22 protein-coding genes and 1 tRNA gene are annotated in these 26,560 nt (G+C 59.5%); 10 read left to right on the top strand and 13 right to left on the bottom strand.

Translation table 11 applies throughout. The features are described 5' to 3' along the window. Positions 1-2 precede the first annotated feature (2 nt). Positions 3-1,394, top strand: a complete 1,392-nt coding sequence (locus ACRY08_RS06955; protein WP_432449168.1) for a TRAP transporter large permease — start codon at positions 3-5, stop codon at positions 1,392-1,394. A gap of 165 nt (positions 1,395-1,559) precedes the next feature. Here ACRY08_RS06955 and katG read toward each other — a convergent pair whose 3' ends face one another. Continuing rightward, entirely contained in the window at positions 1,560-3,740 is a 2,181-nt protein-coding gene (gene katG / locus ACRY08_RS06950; RefSeq protein WP_432449167.1) for a catalase/peroxidase HPI, read from the bottom strand. 133 nt (positions 3,741-3,873) lie between these two features. On the opposite strand from katG, the gene ACRY08_RS06945 reads away from it, so the two are divergent. Then, positions 3,874-4,806 carry a hydrogen peroxide-inducible genes activator gene (locus ACRY08_RS06945; RefSeq protein ID WP_432449166.1) on the top strand — a complete coding sequence of 311 codons (933 nt, stop codon included), beginning with the start codon at positions 3,874-3,876 and terminating at the stop codon, positions 4,804-4,806. Positions 4,807-5,024: 218 nt separating this feature from the next. Here ACRY08_RS06945 and ACRY08_RS06940 read toward each other — a convergent pair. Further along, positions 5,025-5,098, bottom strand: a tRNA-Cys gene (locus ACRY08_RS06940). A gap of 212 nt (positions 5,099-5,310) precedes the next feature. Here ACRY08_RS06940 and ACRY08_RS06935 point away from each other — a divergent pair. The 3 genes from ACRY08_RS06935 (at position 5,311) to ACRY08_RS06925 (ending at position 8,635) form a co-directional block, all read left to right on the top strand. Beyond that, the gene (locus tag ACRY08_RS06935; RefSeq protein WP_432449165.1) at positions 5,311-5,964 is read left to right on the top strand and encodes a protein-L-isoaspartate O-methyltransferase family protein; all 654 of its coding nucleotides are present in this window, start codon (positions 5,311-5,313) and stop codon (positions 5,962-5,964) included. A 104-nt stretch (positions 5,965-6,068) separates the two neighbouring features. Beyond that, on the top strand, positions 6,069-7,451 hold the full coding sequence (locus ACRY08_RS06930) for a TolC family outer membrane protein (protein WP_432449164.1): 1,383 nt from the start codon (positions 6,069-6,071) through the stop codon (positions 7,449-7,451). Positions 7,452-7,573: 122 nt separating this feature from the next. Then, a complete protein-coding gene (locus ACRY08_RS06925) occupies positions 7,574-8,635 on the top strand; it encodes a hypothetical protein (protein ID WP_432449163.1) in 1,062 nt (353 codons plus the stop codon). Positions 8,636-8,767: 132 nt separating this feature from the next. Here ACRY08_RS06925 and ACRY08_RS06920 read toward each other — a convergent pair whose 3' ends face one another. Further along, the gene (locus ACRY08_RS06920) at positions 8,768-10,228 is read right to left on the bottom strand and encodes a cobyric acid synthase (protein ID WP_432449162.1); all 1,461 of its coding nucleotides are present in this window, start codon (positions 10,226-10,228) and stop codon (positions 8,768-8,770) included. Between the two features lie 116 nt (positions 10,229-10,344). Beyond that, entirely contained in the window at positions 10,345-10,662 is a 318-nt protein-coding gene (locus ACRY08_RS06915) for a DUF6280 family protein (RefSeq protein WP_432449160.1), read from the bottom strand. 224 nt (positions 10,663-10,886) lie between these two features. On the opposite strand from ACRY08_RS06915, the gene efp reads away from it, so the two are divergent. Beyond that, complete coding sequence (gene efp, locus ACRY08_RS06910; RefSeq protein ID WP_432449159.1) at positions 10,887-11,450, top strand: elongation factor P; 564 nt, start codon at positions 10,887-10,889, stop codon at positions 11,448-11,450. Positions 11,451-11,560: 110 nt separating this feature from the next. Continuing rightward, positions 11,561-12,106 (top strand): rRNA large subunit pseudouridine synthase E, encoded by a 546-nt coding sequence (locus tag ACRY08_RS06905; RefSeq protein WP_432449158.1) that lies wholly within the window; start codon positions 11,561-11,563, stop codon positions 12,104-12,106. A gap of 88 nt (positions 12,107-12,194) precedes the next feature. Here the strand turns inward: ACRY08_RS06905 and ACRY08_RS06900 are convergent, their stop codons facing one another. The 3 genes from ACRY08_RS06900 to ACRY08_RS06890 are packed head-to-tail and all read right to left on the bottom strand — an operon-like array spanning position 12,195 to position 15,555. After that, positions 12,195-12,935 carry a YgfZ/GcvT domain-containing protein gene (locus ACRY08_RS06900; RefSeq protein WP_432449157.1) on the bottom strand — a complete coding sequence of 247 codons (741 nt, stop codon included), beginning with the start codon at positions 12,933-12,935 and terminating at the stop codon, positions 12,195-12,197. A 53-nt stretch (positions 12,936-12,988) separates the two neighbouring features. Next, entirely contained in the window at positions 12,989-14,872 is a 1,884-nt protein-coding gene (locus tag ACRY08_RS06895; RefSeq protein ID WP_432449156.1) for an ABC transporter ATP-binding protein, read from the bottom strand. Beyond that, positions 14,869-15,555 (bottom strand): tyrosine-protein phosphatase, encoded by a 687-nt coding sequence (locus ACRY08_RS06890; RefSeq protein ID WP_432449155.1) that lies wholly within the window; start codon positions 15,553-15,555, stop codon positions 14,869-14,871. The genes ACRY08_RS06895 and ACRY08_RS06890 overlap by 4 nt, the downstream gene beginning before the upstream one ends. A gap of 142 nt (positions 15,556-15,697) precedes the next feature. On the opposite strand from ACRY08_RS06890, the gene ACRY08_RS06885 reads away from it, so the two are divergent. After that, positions 15,698-16,897 (top strand): pyridoxal-phosphate-dependent aminotransferase family protein, encoded by a 1,200-nt coding sequence (locus tag ACRY08_RS06885; RefSeq protein WP_432449154.1) that lies wholly within the window; start codon positions 15,698-15,700, stop codon positions 16,895-16,897. A 66-nt stretch (positions 16,898-16,963) separates the two neighbouring features. Here the strand turns inward: ACRY08_RS06885 and ACRY08_RS06880 are convergent, their stop codons facing one another. Next, positions 16,964-18,079 carry a pyridoxal phosphate-dependent aminotransferase gene (locus ACRY08_RS06880; RefSeq protein ID WP_432449153.1) on the bottom strand — a complete coding sequence of 372 codons (1,116 nt, stop codon included), beginning with the start codon at positions 18,077-18,079 and terminating at the stop codon, positions 16,964-16,966. A 97-nt stretch (positions 18,080-18,176) separates the two neighbouring features. On the opposite strand from ACRY08_RS06880, the gene ACRY08_RS06875 reads away from it, so the two are divergent. Further along, a complete protein-coding gene (locus tag ACRY08_RS06875; RefSeq protein ID WP_432449152.1) occupies positions 18,177-18,353 on the top strand; it encodes a Tat pathway signal protein in 177 nt (58 codons plus the stop codon). 40 nt (positions 18,354-18,393) lie between these two features. Here ACRY08_RS06875 and ACRY08_RS06870 read toward each other — a convergent pair whose 3' ends face one another. From ACRY08_RS06870 to ACRY08_RS06860, 3 genes are all read right to left on the bottom strand, one after another. Beyond that, positions 18,394-21,441, bottom strand: a complete 3,048-nt coding sequence (locus ACRY08_RS06870; protein ID WP_432449151.1) for a valine--tRNA ligase — start codon at positions 21,439-21,441, stop codon at positions 18,394-18,396. Between the two features lie 138 nt (positions 21,442-21,579). Further along, positions 21,580-23,208, bottom strand: coding sequence for an alpha-D-glucose phosphate-specific phosphoglucomutase (locus tag ACRY08_RS06865; protein ID WP_432449613.1), 1,629 nt, complete (start codon positions 23,206-23,208; stop codon positions 21,580-21,582). Between the two features lie 55 nt (positions 23,209-23,263). Beyond that, complete coding sequence (locus tag ACRY08_RS06860; protein WP_432449150.1) at positions 23,264-23,695, bottom strand: Lrp/AsnC family transcriptional regulator; 432 nt, start codon at positions 23,693-23,695, stop codon at positions 23,264-23,266. Between the two features lie 121 nt (positions 23,696-23,816). On the opposite strand from ACRY08_RS06860, the gene ACRY08_RS06855 reads away from it, so the two are divergent. Continuing rightward, positions 23,817-24,956: a type III PLP-dependent enzyme gene (locus tag ACRY08_RS06855; protein WP_432449149.1), complete on the top strand. Its 1,140-nt coding sequence runs from the start codon at positions 23,817-23,819 to the stop codon at positions 24,954-24,956. A 12-nt stretch (positions 24,957-24,968) separates the two neighbouring features. Here ACRY08_RS06855 and ACRY08_RS06850 read toward each other — a convergent pair whose 3' ends face one another. Together ACRY08_RS06850 and metF are read right to left on the bottom strand one after the other, a co-directional pair. Next, positions 24,969-25,451 (bottom strand): PaaI family thioesterase, encoded by a 483-nt coding sequence (locus ACRY08_RS06850; RefSeq protein WP_432449148.1) that lies wholly within the window; start codon positions 25,449-25,451, stop codon positions 24,969-24,971. A 151-nt stretch (positions 25,452-25,602) separates the two neighbouring features. Then, positions 25,603-26,469, bottom strand: a complete 867-nt coding sequence (gene metF, locus ACRY08_RS06845) for a methylenetetrahydrofolate reductase [NAD(P)H] (RefSeq protein ID WP_432449147.1) — start codon at positions 26,467-26,469, stop codon at positions 25,603-25,605. Positions 26,470-26,560 lie beyond the last annotated feature (91 nt).

The raw sequence follows: 26,560 nt of genomic DNA, 5'->3' as shown, positions 1-26,560 counted from the left end.
CCATGGATGTAGTCTTTCTTTTCGCGATGGTCATCGGCTTTCTGATGATCGGTGTGCCGATTGCGGTGGCGCTGGGCATGAGCTCGATCATCTTCCTTCTGGTGTTCTCGGACACCTCGCTGGCCTCGGTCGCGCAGACATTTTATCAGGCTGAAGCGGCACACTATACGCTGCTGGCCATCCCCTTCTTCATCCTTGCCTCAAGCTTCATGTCCACGGGCGGCGTGGCGCAGCGGATCATCCGCTTCTCGATCGCCTGTGTCGGGCATTTCCGGGGCGGGCTGGCGATTGCAGGTGTCTTTGCCTGTATGCTTTTTGCCGCGCTGTCGGGATCGTCCCCGGCCACCGTTGTGGCCATCGGCACAATCGTCATCGCGGCCATGCGTCAGGTGGGGTACACCAAGGATTTCGCTGCCGGTGTGATCTGCAATGCAGGCACCCTGGGCATCCTGATCCCGCCGTCGATCGTGATGGTGGTCTATGCTTCGGCGGTCGAGGTCTCGGTCGGGCGGATGTTCCTGGCGGGCGTCATTCCGGGCATTCTGGCAGGCGTTTTCCTGATGATCGCGATCTATGTGATGGCAACGATCAAGAACATGCCCAAGGGTGATTTCGCCGGCTGGCGCGAGATTCTGGCCAGTTTCTCGGATGCGGTCTGGGGTTTGCTTCTGATCGTGATCATCATGCTGGGCATCTATGGCATTCCCGGCGTGACGGGGGGCTTCTTCACGCCCACAGAAGCTGCCGCCGTGGCCTCGGTCTATGCGTTCATCGTGGCGGTGTTCGTCTATCGCGACATGGGGCCTTTGGCGGATACGGGCGAGGGCAAGAAGAGCCTTTTGCAAAAGCCGCAGGCGCTGATTACCGCGTTTTTTCATGCCGATACGCGCAAGACGCTGTTTGAAGCAGGCAAACTGACCATCACCCTGATGTTCATCATCGCCAATGCGCTGATCCTGAAACATGTGCTGACGGACGAACAAATTCCGCAATCCATCGCAGAAGCGATGCTGTCGGCGGGTTTTGGCAAAATCATGTTCCTGATCATCGTGAATGTGATCTTGCTGATCGGTGGGCAATTTATGGAACCATCGGGCCTGATCGTGATTGTGGCGCCGTTGGTCTTCCCGATTGCGATCGAACTGGGGATCGACCCGATCCATCTGGGCATCATCATGGTGGTCAATATGGAAATCGGGATGATCACGCCGCCTGTTGGTCTGAACCTTTTCGTGACGTCGGGCGTGGCGGGCATGCCGATGATGAGGGTCGTGAAAGCAGCGGCACCTTTCCTTGCGGTGCTCTTCGTGTTCCTGATCCTGATCACTTATGTGCCGTGGCTATCCACTTGGTTGCCCACGAGCATTCTGGGGCCAGAGATCATTACGAAGTAAGGCGACGGTTCATTGGAACCGGATTGTGTGGCGGCACGCGGATAGCGTGCCGCCACATTCTATTCTTGGGTTCGGCGACCGCCGGTGGATGGGCTATCTGACAGAAAAAGCGGCGCCTCAGGACAAGAGGCGCCGCCAGATGTTTGTGGCAATCCGTCACCCGTTTCAGGCCAGGTCGAAACGGTCGGCGTTCATCACCTTGTTCCAGGCGGCGATGAAGTCGGTCACGAACTTGCCGCCGGCATCTTCCTGTCCGTAGACCTCGGACACCGCACGCAGCTGCGAATTTGACCCGAAAACAAGATCGACGCGGGTGGCGGACCACTTGGCGTCACCCGTGCTGCGGTCGCGCCCCTCATAGGTCCCGTCGCCAGCATCGGTCCATGTTGTGCCCATGTCGAGCAGGTTCACGAAGAAGTCGTTTGTGAGCTGGCCGGGCCGATCGGTCAGAACGCCATGTGCTGTCCCGCCGTGATTTGCCCCCAGCACCCGCAGCCCGCCGACCAGCACAGTCATCTCTGGCGCGCTTAGCGTCAGGAGCTGGGCCTTGTCGATCAGCAATTCTTCGGGCGAGATCGTGTAGTCGGTCTTTTGCCAGTTGCGAAAGCCATCAGCGGGCGGCTCCAGATGCCCCACGCTTTCGGTATCGGTCATATCCTGCGTGGCATCGCCACGGTTCAGGGTGCAGGGAACGGTGACGTCATGCCCCGCATCCGCCGCGGCCTTTTCAATCGCCGCAGCCCCACCGATGACGATCAGGTCGGCCATCGACACTGGCTTGCCGAAACCTGCGCGCAGCTTTTCCAGTGCGGCCAACACGCGGCCAAGCTCTTCTGGTTCGTTGACTTCCCAGCGATTCATCGGCTCAAGTCGGATGCGCGCGCCATTGGCACCACCGCGCTTGTCAGACCCGCGGAAGGTCGAGGCCGAAGCCCACGCCGTCTTGACCAGATCCGAAATGCTCAGGCCCGAGGCAAGAACAGCCGCCTTCAGGTCGGTCACATCGCTGTCTGAAAGCTCGGTTTCCGAGGCCGGGATCGGGTCCTGCCAGATCAGCTCTTCTGCCGGAACCTCTTTGCCCAGATAGCGTGATTTTGGCCCCATGTCGCGATGGGTCAGCTTGAACCAGGCCCGTGCAAAGGCATCGGCAAATTCGTCCGGGTTTTCGTGGAACCGTTTGGAGATCGGGCCGTAGATCGGATCCATCCGCATCGCCATGTCGGCAGTGGTCATCATCGTCGGCACCTTCTTCGAGGCATCATGCGCCTGCGGGGCCATATCCTCGTCCGTGACGCCAACCGGTTCCCAGATCCATGCGCCAGACGGGCTTTTGGTCAGGTTCCAGTCATAGCCGAACAGAAGGTCAAAATAGCCGTTGTCCCATTTGATCGGATTGGCGGTCCAGGCGCCTTCAATGCCGCTGGTGGTGGTGTCATCACCCTTGCCGCTGCCATGGGCATTGATCCAGCCAAGCCCCATCTCCTCTATCGCGGCGGCTTCGGGTTCGGGGCCGACAAGGCCGGGATCCCCGGCGCCATGGGCTTTGCCGAATGTGTGACCGCCAGCAACAAGGGCCACGGTTTCCTCGTCATTCATGGCCATACGGGCAAAGGTTTCGCGCACGTCCCGACCCGATGCAAGGATATCAGGCTGACCATCCGGGCCTTCGGGGTTCACATAGATCAGGCCCATTTGCACCGCGGCAAGCGGATTTTCCAGATCACGTTCACCGGAATAGCGGCTGTTTGGGTTGTCATCGGGGGCAAGCCATTCGGTTTCCGCGCCCCAATAGGTGTCTTCCTCTGGTTCCCACACATCCGCACGACCACCGGCAAAGCCGAACGTCGGACCGCCCATGGATTCAATCGCCACATTGCCCGCAAGGATCATCAGGTCTGCCCAGGAAATCTGGTTGCCGTATTTCTGTTTGATCGGCCACAGAAGGCGGCGCGCTTTGTCGAGGTTCCCGTTGTCAGGCCAGGAATTAAGCGGCGCAAAACGCTGCTGACCTGTCCCGGCACCACCCCGCCCGTCCGCGGTTCGGTAGGTGCCTGCACTGTGCCATGCCATTCGGATGAACAGACCGCCATAATGGCCATAGTCGGCGGGCCACCAGTCCTGACTGTCCGTCATCAACGCCCGAAGGTCTTCTTTCAGGGCGTCAAGGTCCAGCGACCCGAAGGCCTTGGCATAGTCGAATGCCTCGCCCATGGGATCGGACTTGGCTGAGTTCTGGTGCAGGATGCGAAGGTTAAGCTGATTGGGCCACCAGTCCTTGTTTGACCGCATGCTGACACTCGTCGCACCATGTGCAACCGGGCATTTCCCCGTGTTGTTTCCGTCCATAATTCCACTCCCAATAAGATTTGGCGATTGATCGGGTCGAAGGTCGGTCGTTCCCGATTTCATGCTTTGAGATTAGTGTGGGAGTTTGATAAGATAAAATTGCATTTTCCAATTCTCATGATAGTTAAAGATTATGGCAAACATCACACTCCGACAGCTTCGCTATTTTGATGCCTTGGCCCAGCATGGCCATTTCGGTCGCGCCGCCGATGCCTGTGCCGTGTCACAGCCCGCTCTGTCAGTGCAGATCAAGGAACTCGAGGAAACGCTTGGCAGCGTCTTGTTTGAACGCATGCCACGCCAGATTCGGCTGACGACCCTTGGACGTGAGTTTCTGAAACGCGCGCAGGAGATCCTGAGGCAGGTTGACGAATTGGGGGATATTTCGCGGGCGGCGCAAGGCCAATGGATCGGTCAGTTGCGCATGGGGATCATCCCGACCATCGCGCCCTATCTTCTGCCCCGTATTGTCGATCGGCTTTCGCGTGAGTTTACCGGCATGGATATCCATGTGCGCGAAACCATGACCTCAACCCTGCTTACGGAACTTGCTGAAGGCCGGATTGACACCGCGATTCTGGCACTGCCGATTTCGGAACCCGGACTGACCGAGGTTGCCCTTTTCAAAGAAAACTTTGTGCTCATCCGTCCCGAGGCGGACAGCAACAAGCCCGTTCCGAACCGTGACATGTTGAAAGAGATGCGCCTGCTTTTGCTTGAGGAGGGTCACTGCTTTCGCGATCAGGCGCTCTCTTTTTGCAACATACAGTCAAGCCAGCCACGCGAGACTCTGGATGGCACGTCGTTGTCCACCCTGGTTCAAATGGTTGGTGCAGGGATGGGCGTCACCCTCATACCCGAAATGGCCGTGCCGGTTGAAACGCGCTCCGCCACCGTATCCGTTGCCCATTTCCACGATCCCCAACCATCGCGTACTGTCGGCATGCTCTGGCGGGCAACAAGTCCGCTTGCTGATCAGTATGTAAAAATAGCGAAGATCGTTCGTCAGGCGGCTGAAGCTGAACGCAACGCGCATAATCCAGACGCCTCGGTATCCGTCTTGTAGGGCAGATTGGTCCAGCAATATCTGCTTGGCGTCAGTTCGAAGAGAATACCGCTCGTTTCGAGCCAGAGGGGCAGGCAATGTTGCGCGCCAACAGCGTAATTTGGTCGGGGTGGGGTGGCCCTGACAGACAGAACGCGAACGGAGCGTGAAAGGGTAGCACGTGAGTAGCATTCGCGTGTCTACGCGCACGCTGGATCGGCTAAGTGCTCGAAAATACTTGGAGGCGAGTACCGGAATCGAACCGGTGTACACGGATTTGCAATCCGCTGCGTCACCACTCCGCCAACTCGCCATCCGTGGTGTGCGCGTTCTCTAGCCGCTCTTTTGGGTCGATGTCCAGCGGGAAACGTCTTTCTCAAGCTGATTAAATGCACGAATTGATGGGCGCTTCGGTCTCAGTGCTCACAATTGTTGTGGAAATCAGATGGCAACGCCTTGCGGGATTGCTGCGCCTGCTTATCTGTGGCAAGACAGGTCCGATGTCTCACATTGAATAGGCTAGCCATGACCGATTTCGCAACGCGCCGCACCATGATGGTGGACACACAGGTTCGTCCCTCGGATGTAACCAAATTTCCAATTATTGACGCCATGCTGAGTGTTCCGCGCGAAGATTACGTGCCGGATTCCAAGCGTGAGGCCGCCTATATGGGCGAAAACGTCGATCTGGGCGGCGGGCGCGTGGTTCTGGAGCCGCGCACTTTGGCCAAGATGCTGGATGCAATCGATATTCAGTCCGACGAAGTGGTGTTGGATTTGGGATGTGGGCTTGGCTATAGCGCGGCCATTCTTTCGCGCATGGCTGATTTCGTCGTTGCCGTCGAGGAAGACGAGGCGATGGCTGGAGAGGCCCAGACCGCGCTGTCCGAGCATGGCGCTGATAATGTTGCGGTGATTGCCGGACCTTTGACCGAAGGCAACGCAAAGAACGGTCCCTATGATGCGATCATGATCCAAGGCGCAGTGGAAGAGGTGCCGACCACCCTGACCGATCAGTTGAAAGATGGTGGACGGATCACCTGTATTTTCGCCGACGGAAAGCTGGGCACCGTGCGTGTTGGATACAAGATTGATAACGAAATGGTCTGGCGCCATGCTTTTGCTGCCGGCGCGCCGCTGATCCCCGGGTTTGAAGCCCCGCGAGGGTTCGTTCTCTAGATTTTAAACAGGTGCTGTGACGGCCTTGGGCCGGCAAAGCCGAGATGGAAGTAGGTGTGACGATGCGATTTGGAAACATGGCCCGATCGCGGGTTGGTAAGGCAATGTCTGTTTCTGTCTGCGCAGCGGCAATGGCTGTGGTGTCTGCACAGGCAAGCTTTGCTGAAAGCCTGTCGGATGCGATGGTGGCGGCGTATAAGCACAGCGGTCTTCTGAAGCAAAATCAGGCCACATTGCGGGCGGCAAGCGAGGATGTCGCCATTGCGCAATCATCACTTCGCCCGACGCTGACCTATGTGATCAGCCACGGATATACTGATACAAATCTCAACTTGCCCAACACCGGCAGCTGGGGAACATCGGCGCAGCTGACATCTCAGTTCCTGATTTATAACTTCGGGCGTGGAAAGATGGGCGTGGCGGCCAGCAAGGAAACCGTTCAGGCCACGCGTGATGCGCTTGTCGGTGTGGAACAGCAGGTGCTTTTGCGCGCTGTGAAAGCTTTTCTTGATGTGCGCTCTGCCTCTGAAAACGTTCAGCTGCAGTCCAATTCGGTGCGGGTTTTGACGCAGGAACTGCGGGCCGCCAATGACCGGTTTGAGGTGGGCGAGGTGACCCAGACCGATGTCGCTCTGGCGCAGGCCCGTCTGGCCGCTGCCCGGTCAGGAGAAGCCGCCGCGCAAGGCAATCTTGCAATTGCTCGTGAAGAATACAAAGCAGCCACCGGCGCGTATCCGGGGCGTTTGCACGCTCTGCCGCGCCGTCCTGTGACCGTGAAAACGCTGGATGCGGCCAAGGCGGTCGCCCGACAGACTCACCCGGACATTCTGGCCGCGCAGCACAATGTCGCGGCAGCGGATATTGCTGTTGAGCTTGCCAAAACCGCGCCACTGCCATCGCTGGCCGGGCAGGCGCAGGCGACTTGGAAAGACAGCTCGGCCTTGCCGCCCGGTTCTGACACGGTCGATGGGTCCGTAGGCCTTGTGCTTCAGGGCACCATCTATAAGGGCGGTGAATTGGCAGCGCGGTATCGCAAGGCAGTTGCACAGTCCGAAGCCGCGCGTGCAGGACTTCATCAGGCCCGCATCGCCGTCGATCAGGGTGTTGCCGGGGCTTGGGCGCAAATCGCGATTGCGACGGCGTCTTTGGAAGCGACAGAGCGTCAGATTCGCGCCAGCCGCGTGGCGTTGCGCGGCGCGCGGGAAGAGGCCAGCCTTGGCTCGCGGACGACCCTGGACGTGCTGAACGCGGAGCAAGAGCTTCTGAACGCGCAGGACGCCCGTATTTCGGCGCAGTCCAACCAGCAGCTTGCGTATTATTCGCTACTGTCCGCGATGGGGCTTTTGACGGCCGAACACCTGAAACTTGGACTGGTGACCTATGATGCGGACGCTTATTACAACACGGTGAAGAGTGCTCCGATCCATCGGGTCAGCCCTCAGGGCAAGCGGTTGGATACGCTTTTGGAAGCGCTGGGCAAGAAGTGATAATCAGCCACGCTGCCGTGCAACGTTGTGTGCTGCGCTCTCATTAGGTATTCTCTGGGTAATCTTCTGTTAAGCAAGCCCGGCTAAACCGGGTATGAGCCCAATAGTGCAGGTATAGTTGAATGTCAGACCCGGTCACCAATGCAGATATCGAAGATGTGCTGTCGTCGATTCGCCGCCTGATCTCTGAAGGCAATGCGCCACAAGAGGCCTCAGGCCCCGCTTCAGATGGAAAACTGGTGCTGACCCCCGCATTCCGCGTGCATGATGATGTGGCCGAGGATGTAACGGATGACGCGTCGGGTGAAGATGCCGTGCAAGCCGATGCTGACGCGGAAGCCGCTCAGGAGACTTCTGTCGATACGGAGGTTGAACAGGTTGCTGAACCCACCGCTGAAGCCGCGCCTGTGCTGGAGCTTGTGCAACCCATTGCCCAGCCAGAAGATCACGCAGACAGCCCGGAAGATCAGTCTGCGGCTGAGGTGTCTGACAACGTTTCTGGGCAAGACGAAGATGAAGAGACCGGCGATCAAGCCGCGCAGCCAGACGAAGTTTCTCATGATGTGACCTCGCACGAGGTCGCAGCAGAAGATGCGCAAGACGCAGAAGACTGGCCAACCGCAGTTGCAGAACCGACGCCTGAAACAGCGGCGGAAGGTCTGGAGGCGGTGATCAATGCCAGCAACGAAGCCTGGGAGCCTGATGGCGGAGAAGACACGCTGCAGGCCGAGATGCTGATGTTCCACGCGGCCCGTGCGCGCCAGGAAGCGCGAGAGGCGCAAGCTCCGGCTGCGGATGACGAGGAAAGCGCGCCACAGGATGTCGTGGTCGAAACGGTTGAAGAAGCGCCACTTGATCCCGCAATTGAAGCGCTGGTCTGGGAAGACAGCCCACCGCCACCCGGCAGTGCTGGCATGGAAGAAACGCCTACGATTGATATTGATCCCGTAGAGCCCGCAGGGGCTGCTGGGGCAGATCGCTATGATCACATTGCCGCGCGCGATGCGGATGAAGTTGTGGGCGATGACACCGCGATCATTGACGAAGTGTATCTGCGGGAACTGGTTTCACGACTTGTGCGAGAAGAGTTGCGCGGAGAAGTGGGCGAGAAAATCACCCAATCCATCCGTCGCATGGTGCGCAAAGAGATTGAACGCAGCCTGACCTTGAAATCCATGGAATAAGCGGCGCGCGCGTGACCTGATCGCGTTTGGTACCTCTTTGGAACTATTCGAAACGCCCACGACATTGTAGGTTCCGCGCGTTTTGACTTATTGTCGTGCCTCAACAATAAATCGAAATCCTTTAGCTTGCGCTTAGCGGGTTTTGATATCGCCGGTCAGCGACAGGAGCATGTCCATATTCAGATGCCGCTCCATATGTGCACCCAGATCGTCCAGCACCGCGTCGATTGTCTGTTCGTATCCCAAGCCGGTGCTAGTGGCCCCTAGCCCGGATAGATAGTGCTGACGAAACCCGTCTGCCGCAAAAAGCCCATGCAGGTAGCACCCCATGATCCGTCCTGTGGTGTTGGCGGCACCTTCAGGGCGGCTGGCAATTGACAGCCAGGCGCGATCGCAGTCCGGGCCCTCTGTCTGGCCTAGGTGGATCTCGTAGCCGTGCACGTCCAGTCCGCTTTTCAGATGCTGCGCCTGGGTCAGCGCCAATGTTTTGCGCGGGGCTAGCCGGGTGATGACATCCAGATGTCCAAGCCCATCCACCGCACCGGCCGGTCCTTCCAGACCGTCCGCATCAATGATTTTTTGGCCCAGCATCTGGTAGCCACCGCAAATACCAAGCACATGGCCGCCACGGCGGATATGGGCGGCCAGATCAATGTCCCAGCCTTGCGCGCGAAAATCGGCCAGATCGGCAATGGTTGATTTTGAACCGGGGATCAGCACAAGATCGGCATCGCCGGGCAGGGGGCGGCCCGGCTCGATGATATCGACCGTGACGTCCGGTTCATTCACCAGCGGGTCAAGATCGTCGAAATTTGCAATTCGGTTCAGCCGGGGCACCGCGATCTTAAACCCGCCACCCGCGCGCGTCGCAATGTCCATGACGTCTTCGGCAGGCAGGCGCCACGCGTCGGCAAACCAGGGCAGGGTGCCCAGATCGCGCCAACCGGTCAGGCGTGCGATCTCTGCCGCACCGTCGGTAAAGAGGCTGGGGTCGCCACGAAACTTGTTCACAAGGAATGCCTTGATGCGGGACCGGTCTGCCTCGGGCAACACGGCGTTTGTGCCCACCAGCTGCGCGATGACACCACCGCGGTCGATATCCCCGGCCAGAATGACGGGAATATCTGCCGCTTCGGCAAAGCCCATATTGGCGATGTCTCCGGCTCGCAAATTGACCTCGGCCGGGCTGCCGGCGCCTTCGACCAAGATAAGGTCACAGGTTGCGGCGAGTCGGTGAAAGCTTTCCAACACGTGCGGCATCAGCTTGGCCTTCGCCTGCCCATAGTCGCGCGCCTTCATCGTGGCAAAGCGCTTTCCCTGAACGATGACCTGCGCGCCCGTGTCCGTTTCAGGTTTCAAAAGCACCGGGTTCATGTCGACGATCGGCTCCAGCCCACAGGCGCGTGCCTGCAAAGCCTGCGCGCGCCCGATCTCTCCACCATCGATGGTGACGGCTGCGTTGTTGGACATGTTTTGTGGCTTGAACGGCGCGACCTTCAGGCCCCTTGTCCGCGCGGCCCGTGCGATGCCCGCGACCAGCAGGGATTTCCCCACATTCGAGCCTGCGCCTTGAATCATTATCGCTTTGGTCATGCGTGATGATTAGGCCGTTTTGATGATCCTGCCCAGCCTTGATCCGACCATGCGCAGGCGACAAACGAAAAAACGCGCCCATTGGGCGCGTCTTTCATGGCGTATTTAGCTCAGACTCAGGCAGCTTCGGCCTGGGCTGCATTGCGACGTTCACTTTCCTCGCGGCTCAGCGCAACCGAAGTCCGCACACCTTTCGAGACAAAGTCCATCAGCCCGTTCACAACGCGTTCGTTGGGGTCGATGCCTGCACAGCTCAACACCTCGCGGCCATCGCGCGAACGCGCCCAGCGGGCGATCTGATCAGGTCCGTTGCCGTATTTCTTGTCATCGGCAATGGCATCGTCCAGAGCAGCAAGCACAACGGCAGCGAAAAGCTTGCGCGCGCGGTTGCCCTGTTCGTTATTGAAAGCGGTACCGTCTACGGAGTCCAGCATGGTCGTCCTTTATTATTCTTGCTCTTGCGGTTTCTGGCGTGACGGCCAATATCGCTTTTTCCAAGCGATTCGGTATCCCTGCTGTTACATGCCTGCCATGCGTCTGTCGCATAGCTGTCATATTTCAGGGCTGGCCGCGACCAGATGCACGCCTTGTCACAGGCAGACCGCCAAGATATAGGTGCGAGCCAACAAAGATCAAGCTTTCAAAGGGGTTTTCCTGCATGCCCAAGATCAATGGCAATGAAATTCGTCCCGGCAACGTGCTGGAGCACAATGACGGCCTGTGGGCCGCGGTCAAAGTTGACCACGTAAAACCGGGAAAAGGTGGCGCATTTGCGCAGGTCGAACTGAAAAACCTGCGCAATGGTTCGAAACTGAACGAACGGTTCCGGTCGGCGGACAAGGTCGAACGGGTGCGTCTGGAACAAAAAGACCAGCAGTTCCTTTATGAAGATGACGGGATGCTGATCTTCATGGATACTGAAACCTATGAGCAAAACCAGATCTCGGCAGACCTTCTGGGGGAACGTCGCCCGTTCCTGCAAGATGGTATGACCATCGTGGTTGAGTTTTACGATACCGAAGCGCTCAATGCGACCTTGCCGCAGAAAGTCACCTGCACAGTGGAAGAGACCGAGCCGGTCGTGAAGGGGCAGACAGCAGCCAACAGCTTCAAACCTGCTTTGCTGGACAATGGCGTGCGCATCACCGTGCCCCCCTTTGTGGCGCAAGGCGAGGCGATCGTGGTCAATACCGAGACCATGGAATATTCTGAACGCGCATGATGGCGCGACCAGGTTGGCAAAGGGGCAGGGCACGCGCTCTGCCCTTTTTTACAGCGTTTCCACATCACGTTCAGTCAACGTAATCTGGAAACGCTTTGGTTGAGGCCACGATGACGACGATCCTGTTCAACAAGCCGTTTAATGTGTTGTCGCAATTCACCGACAAGGGGAATGAAGGCAGCGATCGGCAAACTTTGTCGGATTATATCGACCTGCCGGGTGTCTATGCGGCCGGGCGGCTGGATCGAGACAGCGAAGGGTTGTTGGTGCTGACGGATGATGGTGGGCTGCAGGCAAAGCTTTCAAATCCAAAGCACAAGCTTGCAAAGACCTATTGGGTGCAGGTCGAAGGCATCCCGGACGAGGCTGCGCTTCAGTCCCTTAGAAATGGCCTTGATTTGAAAGACGGGCGCACTCGCCCCGCCAAGGCGCGACGGATCGAAGAACCAGCGGGGCTGTGGCTGCGTGATCCGCCTATTCGGGTGCGCAAATCCGTGCCGGACAGCTGGATCGAATTGAAAATCACCGAAGGCAAGAACCGGCAAGTGCGTCGTATGACAGCGGCGGTTGGCCATCCAACTCTGCGCCTGATCCGATACGGTATTGGCGCCTATACGCTGGACGGGATCGGCCATGGAAAATGGCGCCACGCCTAATCCCGTACAGTGCCCCTTATTTTCTTGTTCGAAATACCTCGGGGGAGCCTGAGTTTCCGCAGGAAAATCAGGCGGGGGCAGCGCCCCTTTATACGCTGCCGTCCCAAACCACGCGGGCCGGTCCCGCAGTCATGTCGCCTGCGGCCCGGTCAAACCGCAAATACGCAATGGCCTTACCCCCGGATTGCGTGAACAAACTGCCCACGGATTTTCCGTCCCGTGTGATCGCGCTGCCCACCGGGGCCGCACCATCCACGCTGACGCTGGCCAGTCCCTTTTTCAACGCGGTCTTGTGCTTCATGCGGGCCGTGACCTCCTGACCCACATAACACCCTTTGCGAAAGTCGACGCCGTTCAGCCGTTCGAAGCCGGCTTCAAGAATGTAACTGTCGGTGGTCAGCTCAATCCCGGTTTCGGGGATGCAATGGGCCACCCGGATTGCCTCCCAATCGACATCGGCATCACTCGCGCGGCCATCATAGGCACGCCAGCCAAGCGCTGTGTGGCGCGGGTCGGCGAATGCGCCGTCAGGCGCTGGCCCCAAGCCGCGGGCCGGGGTGATTTCGGTGGCTTCAATCGTCACATCCGCCCGGAGTTTGTACATATTCAGGCGCTGCGCCAGCGATTGTGCCAGCGGTGTGGACACATCCACAAGCACGGCCGCATCAGCTGGAACGAGGAAAAAATCCGCCAGATACTTGCCTTGCGGGGTCAGAAGGGCTGCGTAAACCAGCCCATCCTTCAGGCCGGTCACGTCATTTGTGACAAGGCCCTGAAGAAAGCTCTCGCGGTCAGCGCCGGTGATTTTAAGCACGGTTCGGTCGGTCATGAAGCTCTCCTGTCGCGGGTCAATATAGGCGCTGAGCGGCCGGAAAAAAGGGGTCAGCCGCGCTTGCGGCCGAAGATCCCACCGGTGAAGAGGCGGCGAAAGGACCAACGGGCGGGGTCCGGGGTCTCGGCGGGCAGGGAAGACCTGCCCTCCTCGCGCCCGGAGCTGGGCTGTGGCCCAGCGGCGCCATCCTGAAACTGCAGGTTATAAAGCTGGGCATAAAGCCCGCCGCGTGCCAGCAATTCGTCATGTGTGCCCTGATCCACAACCCGGCCCTGATCCATCACCACGATCTTGTCGGCATCGCGCACGGTGGACAGGCGGTGCGCAATGACCAGCGTGGTGCGGCCCTTGGACAGCGTATCCAGCGCCTCTTGCACCAGCTTTTCAGATTTGGTGTCCAGCGCCGAGGTCGCTTCGTCCAAAAGCAGCACAGGTGCGTCGCGCAAAACGGCGCGGGCAATCGCAACCCGTTGGCGCTGGCCACCGGACAGGTTCGACCCGCGCGGCCCCGCCGGGCTGTCCAATCCGTTTTCAAGCCGCGGGACAAAGTCGGCCACATGCGCCGTATCCAGCGCATGTTTCATGGTGGCGTCATCTACGTCTTTGCGCCCCATCAGGATGTTGTCGCGCAGGCTTTCGTCAAACAGCAAAGCCTCTTGGCTGACGACGGAAAACAGGTTCCTCAATTGATCCAGAGGCAAAGAGGTGACGTCGGCCCCACCGATCGAGACCTCGCCGGTTTTCGCATCTGCCAGACGTGTCAGCAGGTTGAAGACCGTGCTTTTCCCGGCGCCTGATGCCCCGACCAATGCTGTGGTTTTCCCGGCCTCAGCCGTAAAGCTGGCATCGCGCAGGATCGGCGTGTCGCCATAAGCAAAGTTCACATCTTTCAGGACGATATCGGCTTTGCTTGCTTCGGCCGGCGGCAATGCAGGGGTCTTTGGTGACAGAATTGTCGGTCGCTGCGCAAACACGTCGCGGATGCGCACAAGGCTGGCGATGGCCGCCTGCCACCCGCCCGACACTTTGCCCAGATTGCGCAGCGGATCGAAGACCAAAGCCATAGCGGTGAAGAAGCTCATGAACTCGCCTACGGTCTTTTCGCCCGCATTGATCTGCAGCCCGCCATAGACCAACACGCCGAAGAACCCCACGGCCGCAATGATGTCGACCATTGCGACAATCGCCCCTTGGTTGGCCTGGCTTTGAAGATGGGTCTTTGCAAACGCGCTGATTTCGCGATCCACGCGGGATTGTTCGTGGCGTTCGGTGCCAGAGAGCTTGATCGAGTTGATGCCGTGGAAAATCTCGTCCAGCCGGGTCGAGATCTGGGCCGCAGCGCCCCGGCTGTCCGTGGTCGTACGGCGCACGCGCTTTTGCAGTTTTCCCATTGGATAGGTCAGCACAGGCGCCGCCGCGATGGCGACGACCACCCAGAGCCAATCAATGGAAATGGCCACGGCCAGCAGCGCCAGAAGCGACACAACATCACGGGCCACGGCGGCCAGAACGACCTCCCAGATCGTGGCAATCGCTTGTGCGTCGCCGCGCACCCGTTCCATCAGCGTGCCGGGTGAGTTGTCCCTGAAATACGTGCTGTCCAGTGTCAGCATATGCGCAACCATATCTGATTGCAGTTTTGCGGCCACGCGTTGCCCGACGTGAACCATCAGCACGCGGTGACCCAAAGCGGCAAAAGCACGGACGATGAAAATACCCGCAACGATCAGTGCCACAGTTATGATCGCCTGCGTTGATCCGGAGGAAAACGCCACATCGAACATGGGTCTGATCATGTAGCTCAGCCCGCCCAATGCCAGACCTTCGGCCAGCATCAAGAGCATCGCCGCAAAAAGTGGCAGTCGATAGGCCCGCATGTAGCCGCGCCAGAGCCAGCGGATCATCTCTTTCTGGTCGGGTCGCACGTTGCTCATTGTGGTTTCCGTTTCGCATTGAAGGCGTCGGTGATGGCCTCGGGGTCGTAGTGATCGCGCAGCCAGTCGCGCAATCCGATCGGGTCTTTTGCGTGATGATCTGCATAGGCGTCAATCAGGGCATCCAGAATTCCGGCCTTTGACCAACGCTGATGGGCATATTTGATCGACAATTGCCGGCGCGCCGCATCGGGTGTCGCACCCTGTTGATCCAAAAGGTAAAACGCTGCCGCAATCCCGGTGCGATCGGCGCCGGATTTACAGTGGATCAGCATAGGCTTTTCGGCGTTTTCCATGATGTCGAGCAGCTTCAGATAGTCATCGGCACTGCCCAATACGCGTGCAAACAGCGTGTGATCGACAAGGGTCATGCCGTAATCCTGACAGGCTTCAACCTCGAACAAATAGTAAGAGTAGATATCCGGGCCCCGCAGGTTAATCACCGTTTTGATCCCGGCGTCTTCAAGTGCCGGAAAATGCACCGGGTCGGGCTGGTTGGACCGCCAGGCATCTGCGCTGAGTTGATAGCGATTGGGCAGCAACCGGCGCAGAAATGCATGATCGACAAGATTGTTGTGACGCCGCGCCGCGCGCCGGCCTTCAGGGGTCGAGATATCCGTGCCGAACGAGGTCTTCCACGCGCGTTCGCGTTTCTTGATCTGGGCTTTCAACTGTCTGAACATCGGTGCGTGTCCGGGTTGGGCCCGATGATCGCGGGCAAGTCTATCCGGATGTAACTTGTCGGGCCGCATGAGACAAGCGCAGGGGCGTTGACCTTAAGGGGGCCTGCGATTACCGCTTGAGTATCTTGAAATGGAAAACGTCATGACACTTGCACACGGCCGCTCCTATCTTGCCATCCCCGGCCCCTCTGTGATGCCTGATCGCGTGCTGCGGGCCATGCATCGGGCAGCGCCCAATATCTATGACGGCGAGATCGTGCAGATGATGCCCGACCTGATCGAGGGTCTAAAGTCCGTCGCGCGCACCCGACACCACGCCGCGATCTATATTTCGAACGGTCACGGCGCGTGGGAAGCAGCCTTGTCCAACGTTCTTGCGCCGGGCGATCAGGTATTGTCGCTCTGCACAGGTCGGTTCGGGCATGGGTGGCACGAGATGGCCGCAGGCCTTGGGATTGCCGCGCAGGTCGAGGAATTTGGCCTTCACGCCCCTGTTGATCCGTCACGTGTTGAAGCGGTGTTGAGGGCGGACAGATCTCATGCGCTGAAAGCGGTGCTTCTGACCCATGTGGATACGTCGACCTCGATCCTGAATGATGTGGCGGCGGTGCGGGCTGCGATGGATGCGGCGGGGCACCCGGCTTTGCTGATGGTGGATTGCATCGCCTCGATGGGATGTGACCGGTTTGAGATGGATGGCTGGGGCGTGGATGTGGCCGTGGCAGCATCGCAAAAGGGGTTGATGGTGCCGCCGGGGCTGGGATTGGTGTTCTTCAGTGATAAGGCGGCAGAACGCCGAAACCAAATGGAACGAGTATCGCGCTATTGGGACTGGCAACCGCGCGTCGCCCCTGATCTGTTTTACCAGTATTTCGGAGGTACGGCCCCCACCCATCACCTTTATGGCCTGCGGGAATCCCTTGCGATGATTGCCGAAGAGGGCGGGATCGAAGCCGTTTGGGCGCGCCATGATCATCTGGCCCGCGCGATTTGGGCGGCATTGGAGGTCTGGGCGAAGGCTGGTCCCTTGGAGTTGAACGTGGCCGAGCGGTCTGACCGGTCACGCGCGGTGACGGCGCTTCATATCGGGGCGCCCAATGGGACGGCTTTGCGCAAATGGTGCGCGGAAAAGACAGGCATCACGCTTGGGATCGGGTTGGGGATGTCGACCGAAGATGACCCCAAAGGGGATGGGTTTTTTCGCCTTGGGCATATGGGCCACGTGAATGCGGCGATGGTGATGAGCGCGCTCTCGGCGATGGAGGCTGGCATGCTCGCGCTGGGCATTGAACATGGGTCGGGTGGACTGAGCGCTGCGGCGAAGGTGATCTCGGAAGCCTGAGGTTCCGACCCGCTTCAGGATGCTGACGCACCCTTAGGGGTCGGCGGGGGTGCGCAGTATACCTTGCTAGCTGCGCCTTGCGACCGCGAGCGCCTTTGGTAACGCGGCCTCGAAGGCGTCCATGTCTTCAGGACGACCTGCCGAGATGCGAATGCAGCGGTTTTGAGGGGCCGCAAAAGGCATACGCGCAAAGATGTCCAAATCTATCAGGGCATCCAGCACCGCCTTGGCAAAGTTGGCATCTTGCCCACAATCCACGGCGACGAAATTCGTGGCCGAGGGCAGGGTGGTCAGGCCATTGTCCCGTGCGATTTGGTCAATTCGACCGCGGGCTTTTGCGACCTGCGTGATCGTTTTCTCAAGATGCGCTTGATCCCTCAAAGCCGCCAATGCGCCCGCCTGGCTGATCCGGCACATGCCGAAATGGTTGCGGATCTTGTGGAAGGCGGTGATCAACTCCTCTGTGCCAATCGCATAACCAACGCGCCCGCCCGCCATCCCGTAAGCCTTTGAGAACGTGCGCATTCTGACAACGCGCGGATCGTTGGTGTCGAAGGCAGGCGCGGTGCCATCCGGGGCGAATTCGATGTAGGCCTCGTCCAGTACCAGCACACATCCCTCGGGCACGGTGTTGATCATACGCTGGATCGTGTCTGCGTCGTGCCACGTGCCCATCGGGTTGTCCGGGTTGGCGATATAGACAAGTTTCGCGCCGACCTCTGCCGCTTTGGCGATCAGGGCGTCGGGGTCTTCGCGGTCGTCCTTGTAGGGCACCGTTTCCAGCTCGCCGCCGAAGCCTGCCACGTGGTAGTTGAAGGTCGGATAGGCGCCTTGTGATGTGACAACCTTGTCGCCCGACCCGATCAGCAACCGCACCAGATAGCCCAACAGCCCGTCGATGCCTTCGCCCACGGTGATGTTTTCCGGTGAAATGCCGTGATGCGCAGCAAGGGCGTGGCGCAAATCATGGTTTTCCGGGTCGCCATACATCCAAACGTCGCGTGCGGCATCTGCCATCGCCGCGATGGCGTTGGGCGAGGGGCCAAACGTGTTCTCATTTGCCCCAAGGCGTGCAGAAAACGCACGGCCACGGGCGCGTTCCTGCGTTTCAGGGCCAACAAAGGGCACAGTCGAAGGCAGGCTGGCAGCAAGCGGGGTCAGGCGGGCATATGTCTTGGTCATATTGGCGTTAGAGCAGGGCAGGCGCAGGCGGACAAGGTTGAAATTGGCCGGATCGTGACTAACTAAGAATGGTTCTTAACAAGTTGGGGGGGACACCATGCCTCAGATGAATCGCCGCACATTCCTTGCCTCTGCCGCCGCTGCGGGGGCGGCCACGCGACTGCCGCAGGTGGCGGTGCAGGCTTCCAAAACACCGCCGATGCGCCGGGTGCTGACGCTGGTCTATGACAAATCCATGGGCATGATGCGCGCGGTTGAAAAGCTGGTGCCATGAACCGCGCCAAAGAAAAGGCCGGGTTTCCCCGGCCTGTCCCTTAGATTTCTTTCAGACGATCCAGCGCCGCGTTCAGCGTCGCCTCTTCCTCTTCGCGGGCGGCGAGGTTCGCCTTCGTCTCGGCCAAGACCTCGGGTGGGGCGTTCTCTGCGAATTTCGGGTTCTTCAAACGCCCGCGCAGACCGCCCAATTCCTTGGCCAGCTTGCCCAGTGACTTCTCAAGCCGCGCAATCTCTTCGTCCACGTCGATGATCTCGGCCAGTGGAAGGGCGAAGATGCCCCCCGCCACGGCAACCGTGATACAGCCCTTCGGCAGCTCAGCCATTTCCGTGATCGAGTCAACGCGGGCCATGCGCATCACCAACGCTTGGTTGTTGTCCAAGGCAGTGCGCCCAGCAGCATCCAGTTCCTGCTGGATCACCGGGATTTTCAAACCCGCCGGAACATGCATCTGCGACCGCGCCGAACGGATGTTTTCGATCAGCGAAATCACCCAGTTCATCTCGCGCGCGGCGTCCTCATCCGTCAACTCGGCACCGTATTCCGGCCAATCGGCGTGGATCAGCATTTTGGGGCGCTCGGCGATCTGGCCCCACAGCTCTTCGGTGACGAAGGGCATGATCGGGTGCAGCATGATCAGACACTGGTCGATGACCCATGCCATGGTCGCGCGGGTTTCGGCCACGACGGCCTCGTCTTCCGAGTTCAGAAGCGGCTTCGAGAACTCCACATACCAGTCGCAGACCTTGCCCCAGACATATGCATAGAGCCCGTGTGCTGCGTCGTTGAAACGATAGGCTGTCAGGGCTGCGTCCACATCCTCGCGGATTTTCGCGGTTTCCGAGATGATCCAGCGGTTCACCGTCTGGGCCGGGCTTTTCGGGTCGAAATCAGCGACCGGTTTACAGTCGTTCATCTCGGCAAATCTTGCAGCATTCCAAAGTTTGGTGCCGAAATTCCGGTATCCGGCGACACGATCCTTGGACATTTTCAACACGCCCCCGATCGAGGCCATTGCGGTATTCGTAAACCGCAACGCATCCGCGCCGTATTCGTCAATGATCTCGAGCGGGTCGATCACATTGCCCGTGGTCTTGGACATTTTCTTGCCCTTCTCGTCACGGACAAGCCCGTGCAGATAGACCGTGTGGAACGGGTTCTTGTGGCAGACGGCCTGAGACATCATCATCATGCGCGCGACCCAGAAGAACAGGATGTCCTGACCGGTGATCAGCACGTCACCGGGGAAGAAACGGTTCAGCTCATCGGTGTCTTGCGGCCAGCCCAGCGTGCCGAAGGGCCAAAGGCCCGATGAGAACCATGTGTCCAGCACATCGGGATCGCGAAAAAGTGGCACCGCCATAAGGCTTTTTGGGTTCGCTGCAGCAGCTTTGGCTTCTGCCTCATCACCAAATGCACGAGCATCAATGCCGTAGTAGCTACGGGCTTGCTCCAAAGCCTCGCTCTCACTATCCGCGCAAAAGGCGGTGACTTCCGAAAAGTCGATTTCAAAGTCCAAGGAGCCATCACTGTTTTCTTGGTAGTGCACCTTCGGCCCATACCAAACCGGCACCTGATGTCCCCACCACAGCTGACGCGAGATACACCACGGCTCGATATTCTCCAGCCAGTGATAGAAGGTCTTCTCGCCGCTTTCGGGCAGGATTTTCACGTCGCCACCCCGCACAGCCTCCAGCGCGGGGCCGGCGATCTTCTCGGCATCTACGAACCACTGGTCGGTCAGCATCGGTTCGATCACCACTTTCGAGCGGTCACCGAAGGGCTGCATGATCGGCTTATTCTCGACGTATGGTACGGTCTCGGTGATTTGGGTCTCGTTCCCTTCGTCATCCTTCTCGGTGCGTGTGACGTCATGCATCACGGCCAGACCTTCGGCGGTGATCTGATCGACCACCAGCTTGCGGGCCTCGAACCGGTCCAGCCCGCGATACTCATCCGGCACAAGGTTCATCGCGGCGATTTTTGCCTCGTCGAAATCCTCTTCGCCATTCGCAATGCGCTGAGCGATCTCGGCTTCTTCGGCGTAAGCGCGACCATCGGCCCGCATCGCGCCGCGGGTGTCCATCAGCGAATACATCGGGATGCCGCCGCGCTTGGCGACCTGATAGTCGTTGAAGTCATGCGCGCCGGTGATTTTCACCGCGCCCGAGCCGAAGTTCATGTCCGGGTATTCATCGGTGATGATCGGGATCAGGCGGCGATGCTCTTTCGGGCCCACGGGGATTTCGCAAAGCTTGCCCACGATGGGCGCATAGCGTTCATCATCGGGGTGCACGGCAACGGCGCCATCGCCCAGCATGGTTTCCGGGCGGGTCGTCGCGATTGAGATATAGTCGCGCTCTTCGGTGAGCGTGACGTTCCCGTCCTCGTCCTTCTCGACGTAAGTGTAGGTCGCGCCACCGGCCAGCGGGTATTTGAAGTGCCACATATGGCCGGGGGTCTCGATATTCTCGACCTCCAGATCGGAAATCGCGGTTTCGAAATGCGGGTCCCAGTTGACCAGACGCTTGCCGCGATAAATCAGCCCCTTGTCGTACATGTCCACGAAGACCTTCAGAACGGCGTCGTGGAAGTTGGCCGAGTTTTCGTGCCCGACGCGCGGATCGCCCGGCGCACCGGCCATGGTGAAGGCGTTGCGCGACCAGTCGCAGGTGGATCCCAGACGTTTCAGCTGTTCGATGATGGTCGAGCCGTATTCGCCTTTCCACTCCCAGACCTTCTCAAGAAACTTCTCGCGGCCCAGATCACGGCGACCGGGCTGCTGCGTCTCGGCCAGCATCTTTTCGACCTGAAGCTGTGTGGCGATGCCCGCGTGGTCCTGACCGGGCTGCCACAGCGTGTCGAAGCCGCGCATGCGGTGCCAGCGGATCAGGATGTCCTGCAGCGTGTTGTTGAAGGCGTGGCCAAGGTGCAGCGCGCCGGTCACATTGGGCGGCGGGATCATGATGGTGAAGCTATCCGCGCCCGGCTTGGCGTTTGCGCCTGCCTTGAAGGCGCCCGAGCTTTCCCATTTCGCATAGATGCGCGCCTCTGAGGCGCTTGCGTCGAAGGTCTTGTCCATGGCCATGGTGGTCGTCCCAAATCCGATAAATCCAAGACCGTTTACCCAAGTGGGCGGCAAAGGGAAAGGCTTGGCAGGGGAGTCTGCGCAAAAACACAAGCGGGTGGTTGCAAGCGGGGCTTGATCGGGCGGGTGAGCGCCGGATCAGCTGATCACGTCGGGATGATCGCGCCCCGTGTGTTCAGGGATGCGCGCCACCGCCTTTGTGGCGGCAATCACGGCGGACAAAGCGTCTTGCGCGTCACGGTCCAAGGCGGCGCCGGGTGGTGCATATTGCTCCAGATAGACGCGCAGCGTTGCGCCTTCGGTGCCTGTGCCGGACAGGCGCAACATGGCCCGTGCGCCCCCCTCGTAGGTCAGGATAACCCCCTGCCCGGTGGTGGCTGCGCCGCTGATCGGATCGGTATAGGCGAAATCCTCGGCCGATTTGATCACCAGCCCTGCAGCTTTCTGCCCGGGAAGAGCGGCGAGGTTTGATTTCAGCTCGGACATCAGGGCGTTTGCCGCGGTGCTGTCGATGCTTTCGTAGTCGTGGCGCGAATAATAATCCCGCCCGAATTTCGCCCAGTGATCGGTCAGGATCTGTTTCACACTTTGGCGTTTCACGGCGAGGATGTTCAGCCACAGAAGCACGGCCCAAAGCCCGTCTTTCTCGCGCACATGGTTAGACCCGGTGCCTGCACTTTCTTCGCCGCACAGCGTGGCCCGCCCGGCGTCCAGAAGCGTGCCGAAATACTTCCAGCCCGTGGGGGTCTGGAAGGCCTCGATACCAAGCGCCTCTGCCACGCGATCCGAGGCGGCGGAGGTCGGCATCGAGCGGGCGACGCCGGTGATCCCACCCGCATAGCCGGGAACAAGATGCGCGTTTGCCGCCAACACGGCCAGACTGTCCGAGGGCGTGACATAGATATCGCGTCCAAGAATCATGTTGCGATCCCCATCCCCATCCGAGGCCGCACCGAAATCCGGCGCTTCGGGACCGTGCAACAGGTCAAATAGGGGCTTGGCCCAGACCGGGTTGGGGTCTGGATGGCCGCCGCCGAAATCCTCGCTTGGGGTGCCGTTCAGTACCGATTTTGCAGGTGCGCCCAACCGGTTCACCAGGATTTCAGTTGCGTAAGGCCCGGTCACCGCATGCATTGCATCAAAGCGCAGGGTGAAACCGCTGGCGATCAGGCTGCGGATGGCGGTGAAGTTGAAAAGCTCGGCCATCAAGGCGGCGTAATCATCCACGGGGTCGACCACCTCGATCACCATGTCCCCAAGCTGGCTTTCGCCTATCGTGGACAGGCTCGGGGCCTCACCGTTGGCGATGTAATAGGCGTCGATGTTTTGGGCACAGGCGACGATGGTGTCGGTGATGTCTTCGGGCGCGGGGCCACCATTCGCGATGTTGTATTTAAGGCCAAAATCGCCTTTTGGGCCGCCGGGGTTGTGGCTGGCCGATAGGATCAACCCACCAAAAGCCGCGCGTTTGCGGATCAGATGGCTTGCCGCTGGGGTCGACAGAATGCCGTTCTGCCCGACGATGACGCGGGCGACCCCGTTGGCTGCCGCCATGCGCAAAATGGTTTGCATGGCTTCGCGGTTGAAGAACCGCCCATCGCCCCCCAGGACAAGCTCTTTGCCGCGGGGCTGAATGGCGTTGAAAATGGCCTGAGTATAAGTTTCGAGGTAGCCGGGGTCGGCAAAGACCTCGACCTTCTTGCGCAAGCCGGACGTGCCGGGAACCTGGCCCTCGATGGGCTGCGTCGGGACAGTGTTGATGGTCAACTCGCACATGATCGCCTCGCTCAAATCTCTAATATTGTTTGCTTTTCGGGCAGTCTTACCCCAGCCGGTCAATCCGCGTCGAGAGGTGGATCAGACTTTCAGAGCTTTTTACCCCGTCAATCTCACCAATGGCATCGAGCACTTCGTCAAGCTGCGCCGTTGAAGGCGCGGCCACATGCAGGATCATGTCCCACCGGCCTGATGCCGTGTGGGCGGCTTCGACCTGTGTGAGGGTTTTGAGCCGCGCCAGAACCGCCGGGGTTGACCGCGGTTCGATGGAAATCAGCACCGTGGCGCGGATGCGGTCACCCCGTGCCGCGTCCCCAAGGCGCAGGGCGTATCCGGCGATTATGCCTTTCTCTTCAAGGCGTTCGATCCGGGCCTGTACCGTGGATCGGGCCAGTCCCAGTCGGCGGGCCAGCGTGGCGACGGGCAGGCGTGCGTTACCCTCCAGCTGTGCCAATAGCTCACGGTCAGTGTCGTCCATTTGTTCGCTCCCTGGTGCATTTTGACGAAACTTAACCTGCAAATCGCCCGGAATGCCACTGGAAATCGACGGGCGAGATTGTGATTCTTGATATAGCGCCAACAGGAACACGGAAAATACCATGAGCAGGCAACCCTCGATCTGGCTGACGCCCAAGTCGCATCTGAAATCCGAACAGCCCGTGCAACCGGTCTTGTATTTCGCACCTGCGGTGCTGCAAGCCACGGCGCGTCGGTTCATCGCTGGGTTTGATGGGTTGGTGACCTATGCGGTGAAGGCCAATGATGCGCCCATGGTGCTGGAAAACCTTGTGACCGCCGGATTGCAGGCGTTTGATGTGGCCAGCCCTGCGGAAATGCGTGCGCTGCGTGCTGTGTCGCGTGATGTTGAAATGCACTACAACAACCCTGTGCGTGGGCGCGAAGAGATCGCCGAGGCCGTGGCCCTGGGCGTGCGTTCATACTCGGTCGACAGCGCGCGAGAACTGTCCAAGCTGAAAGAACAAGTTCAGCCCGAAGGTGTTGAAATTGCTGTCAGGTTGCGCCTTCCGGTGGAAGGTGCCGCCTATCATTTTGGCGATAAGTTCGGGGCGGACCCCGATCATGCTGTCGCGCTTTTGAAAGAGGTGAGAGCCGCGGGTTATATCCCTTCGATGACTTTTCATCCCGGTACACAATGCGCTGACCCGGGGGCATGGGTGGCCTATGTGTCGCAATGCGCCGACGTGGCGCGTGCGGCCGGGGTAAAACTGCGCCGGTTGAATGTGGGTGGCGGCTTTGCGGCCAATCGGGGCACGGCTCCGGATCTGGAGGCCATCTTTCATGCCATCCACGCGGCGGTCGCGTTGGAATTTGGCGATGCGCGTCCTGAACTGGTCTGTGAACCGGGCCGGGCCATGGTCGCCGAGGCCTTTACCCTTGGCCTGCGCGTGAAAGCCATTCGTGAAGACGGCGCCGTCTATCTGAATGACGGTATTTACGGCGCATTGTCCGAAGCTCCGTCAATCGGGGTGCCGGATCGCCTGACCACTGTGCCGGTGCAGGGGGGCGTACATACCGGCAAGACAACCGCCCGTGTTGTTTTTGGGCCAACCTGTGATTCCATTGACCAGCTTCCCGATCCCTTGAGCCTGCCCGCTGATCTTGCGGAAGAGGATTATCTGCTGTTCGCGGGCATGGGCGCCTATAGCACGGCCACGGTCACGCGCTTCAATGGCTATGGCGCGGTCGACACGGTGACGGTTCAGTCACTGGCGCTCTAGTCTCGAAACGCTCTAGGCGCGGGCCATGATGATGCAGGTGGTGGAGCCGGTGGCATAAAGTTTACCGTCTTCGACCCCGCGAATTTCACCATTGGAAATCCCGGTGGACCGGCCCGCGTGCTGGATTTCTGCCGTGGCTTCAATCTCGGCGCCCAGCGGGATCGGCCGTAGAATATTCACTTTGTATTCAAGGGTTGTATAGACCGATCCTTTGGGCACGCGGGTCATGACGGCACAGGCCATCGCGCTGTCCAGAAGGGTGCCATACCATCCGCCGTGAACGGTGCCCATCGGGTTGCAATGGTCAAAAAGAGGTGTGCCCCGGAAGGCAACCCGCCCGTCTTCAACCGAATGCAGGTGATAATTCAGGGCCTGACCAATGGGGGGACCGGGCACGGTGCCGTCCAGCACGCCGCGCATGAAATCAAGCCCGGACATTGAAGCGGTGAGCTCGGGTCCGGGCAAGTCATCAAAAGATGAAGCAATCAGCGTCATGGGGTCCCTCCGTATTTACGCAAGGGAATGCTGACCTGTGCGGGGCGGCTGGGCAAGGCTGACGCCGGGTCGCGGTGGAAAGTGACGCGATGTTTCAGGCGTTTAGAGCGTTTCGACTTATTGTCGTGCCTCAACAATAAGTCGAAACGCTTTAAGCCACGTCTTTCAGGGATACGCGCGGCGTGACGCCAAGCGCGCGGGTCACGTCGCGGGTCAGGGCCGGTTTGTTCAGCGTATAGAAATGCAGGTCCGTGACGCCGCCATCGATCAGGTCCGAGCACAGCTCGCTGCACAATGCCGTCGCCAGAAGGTCCGTGCGATCGTCCCGCGCCGCCTTTTGGAATGCATCATCAAGCCAGTTGGGAATGGCTGTGCCGCAGCGCTCGGCGAATTTGCGCACACCTTTCCAGTTTTCGATGGGCAAAATGCCGGGGATGATCGGGACATCAATGCCCGCCTTTTCGCATTTGTCACGGAAGCGGAAAAACGTGTCGGCTTCAAAGAAGAATTGGGTGATGGCCGAGCTTGCGCCTGCATCGACCTTGCGCTTTAGCCAAGCGACATCAGCATCCGTATCGGCGGCTTCGGGGTGGGGATCGGGATAGGCGCCCACGCGGATATGGAAGTCGCCGGTATCGGCAAGCGCTTCGATCAGCTCAACCGAGTTGGCAAAGCCATCCTCACGCGCCGTAAACGTGTCAGACCCTTTGGGCGCGTCGCCGCGCAGGGCCACGATCTCTTTCACGCCAACCTCGGCATAGCCTTTGGCGATGGTCAGGGTTTCTTCCCGGCTGGCTTCGACACAGGTCAGGTGCGCGGCGACATTCAGGCCGTAATGTTTGTGGATCGTGCCCACGGCATCATGGGTCAGCTCGCGGGTCGTGCCGCCCGCGCCATAGGTGACGGACACGAAATTGGGGTCCAGCGGGGCCAGCTCGCGCACGGTTTCCCACAGGCGGAACGAGGCATCCAGCGATTGCGGGGGAAAGAACTCGAAAGAGATATTCGGCGTGGTCATGGCAGCCTCGGCAAGGTTTGTCTGGTTTCGCCACTTGTGCCAGATGGGGCATTGTGAGACAAATTCATAATTCTCACATTAAACATGAGTC

The organism is Aliiroseovarius marinus (genome assembly GCF_050881025.1).
Classification (GTDB): Bacteria; Pseudomonadota; Alphaproteobacteria; order Rhodobacterales; family Rhodobacteraceae; genus Aliiroseovarius; species Aliiroseovarius marinus_A.
Note: the sequence above shows the minus strand (reverse complement) of the source record. Positions and strands in the feature narration are given on the sequence as shown.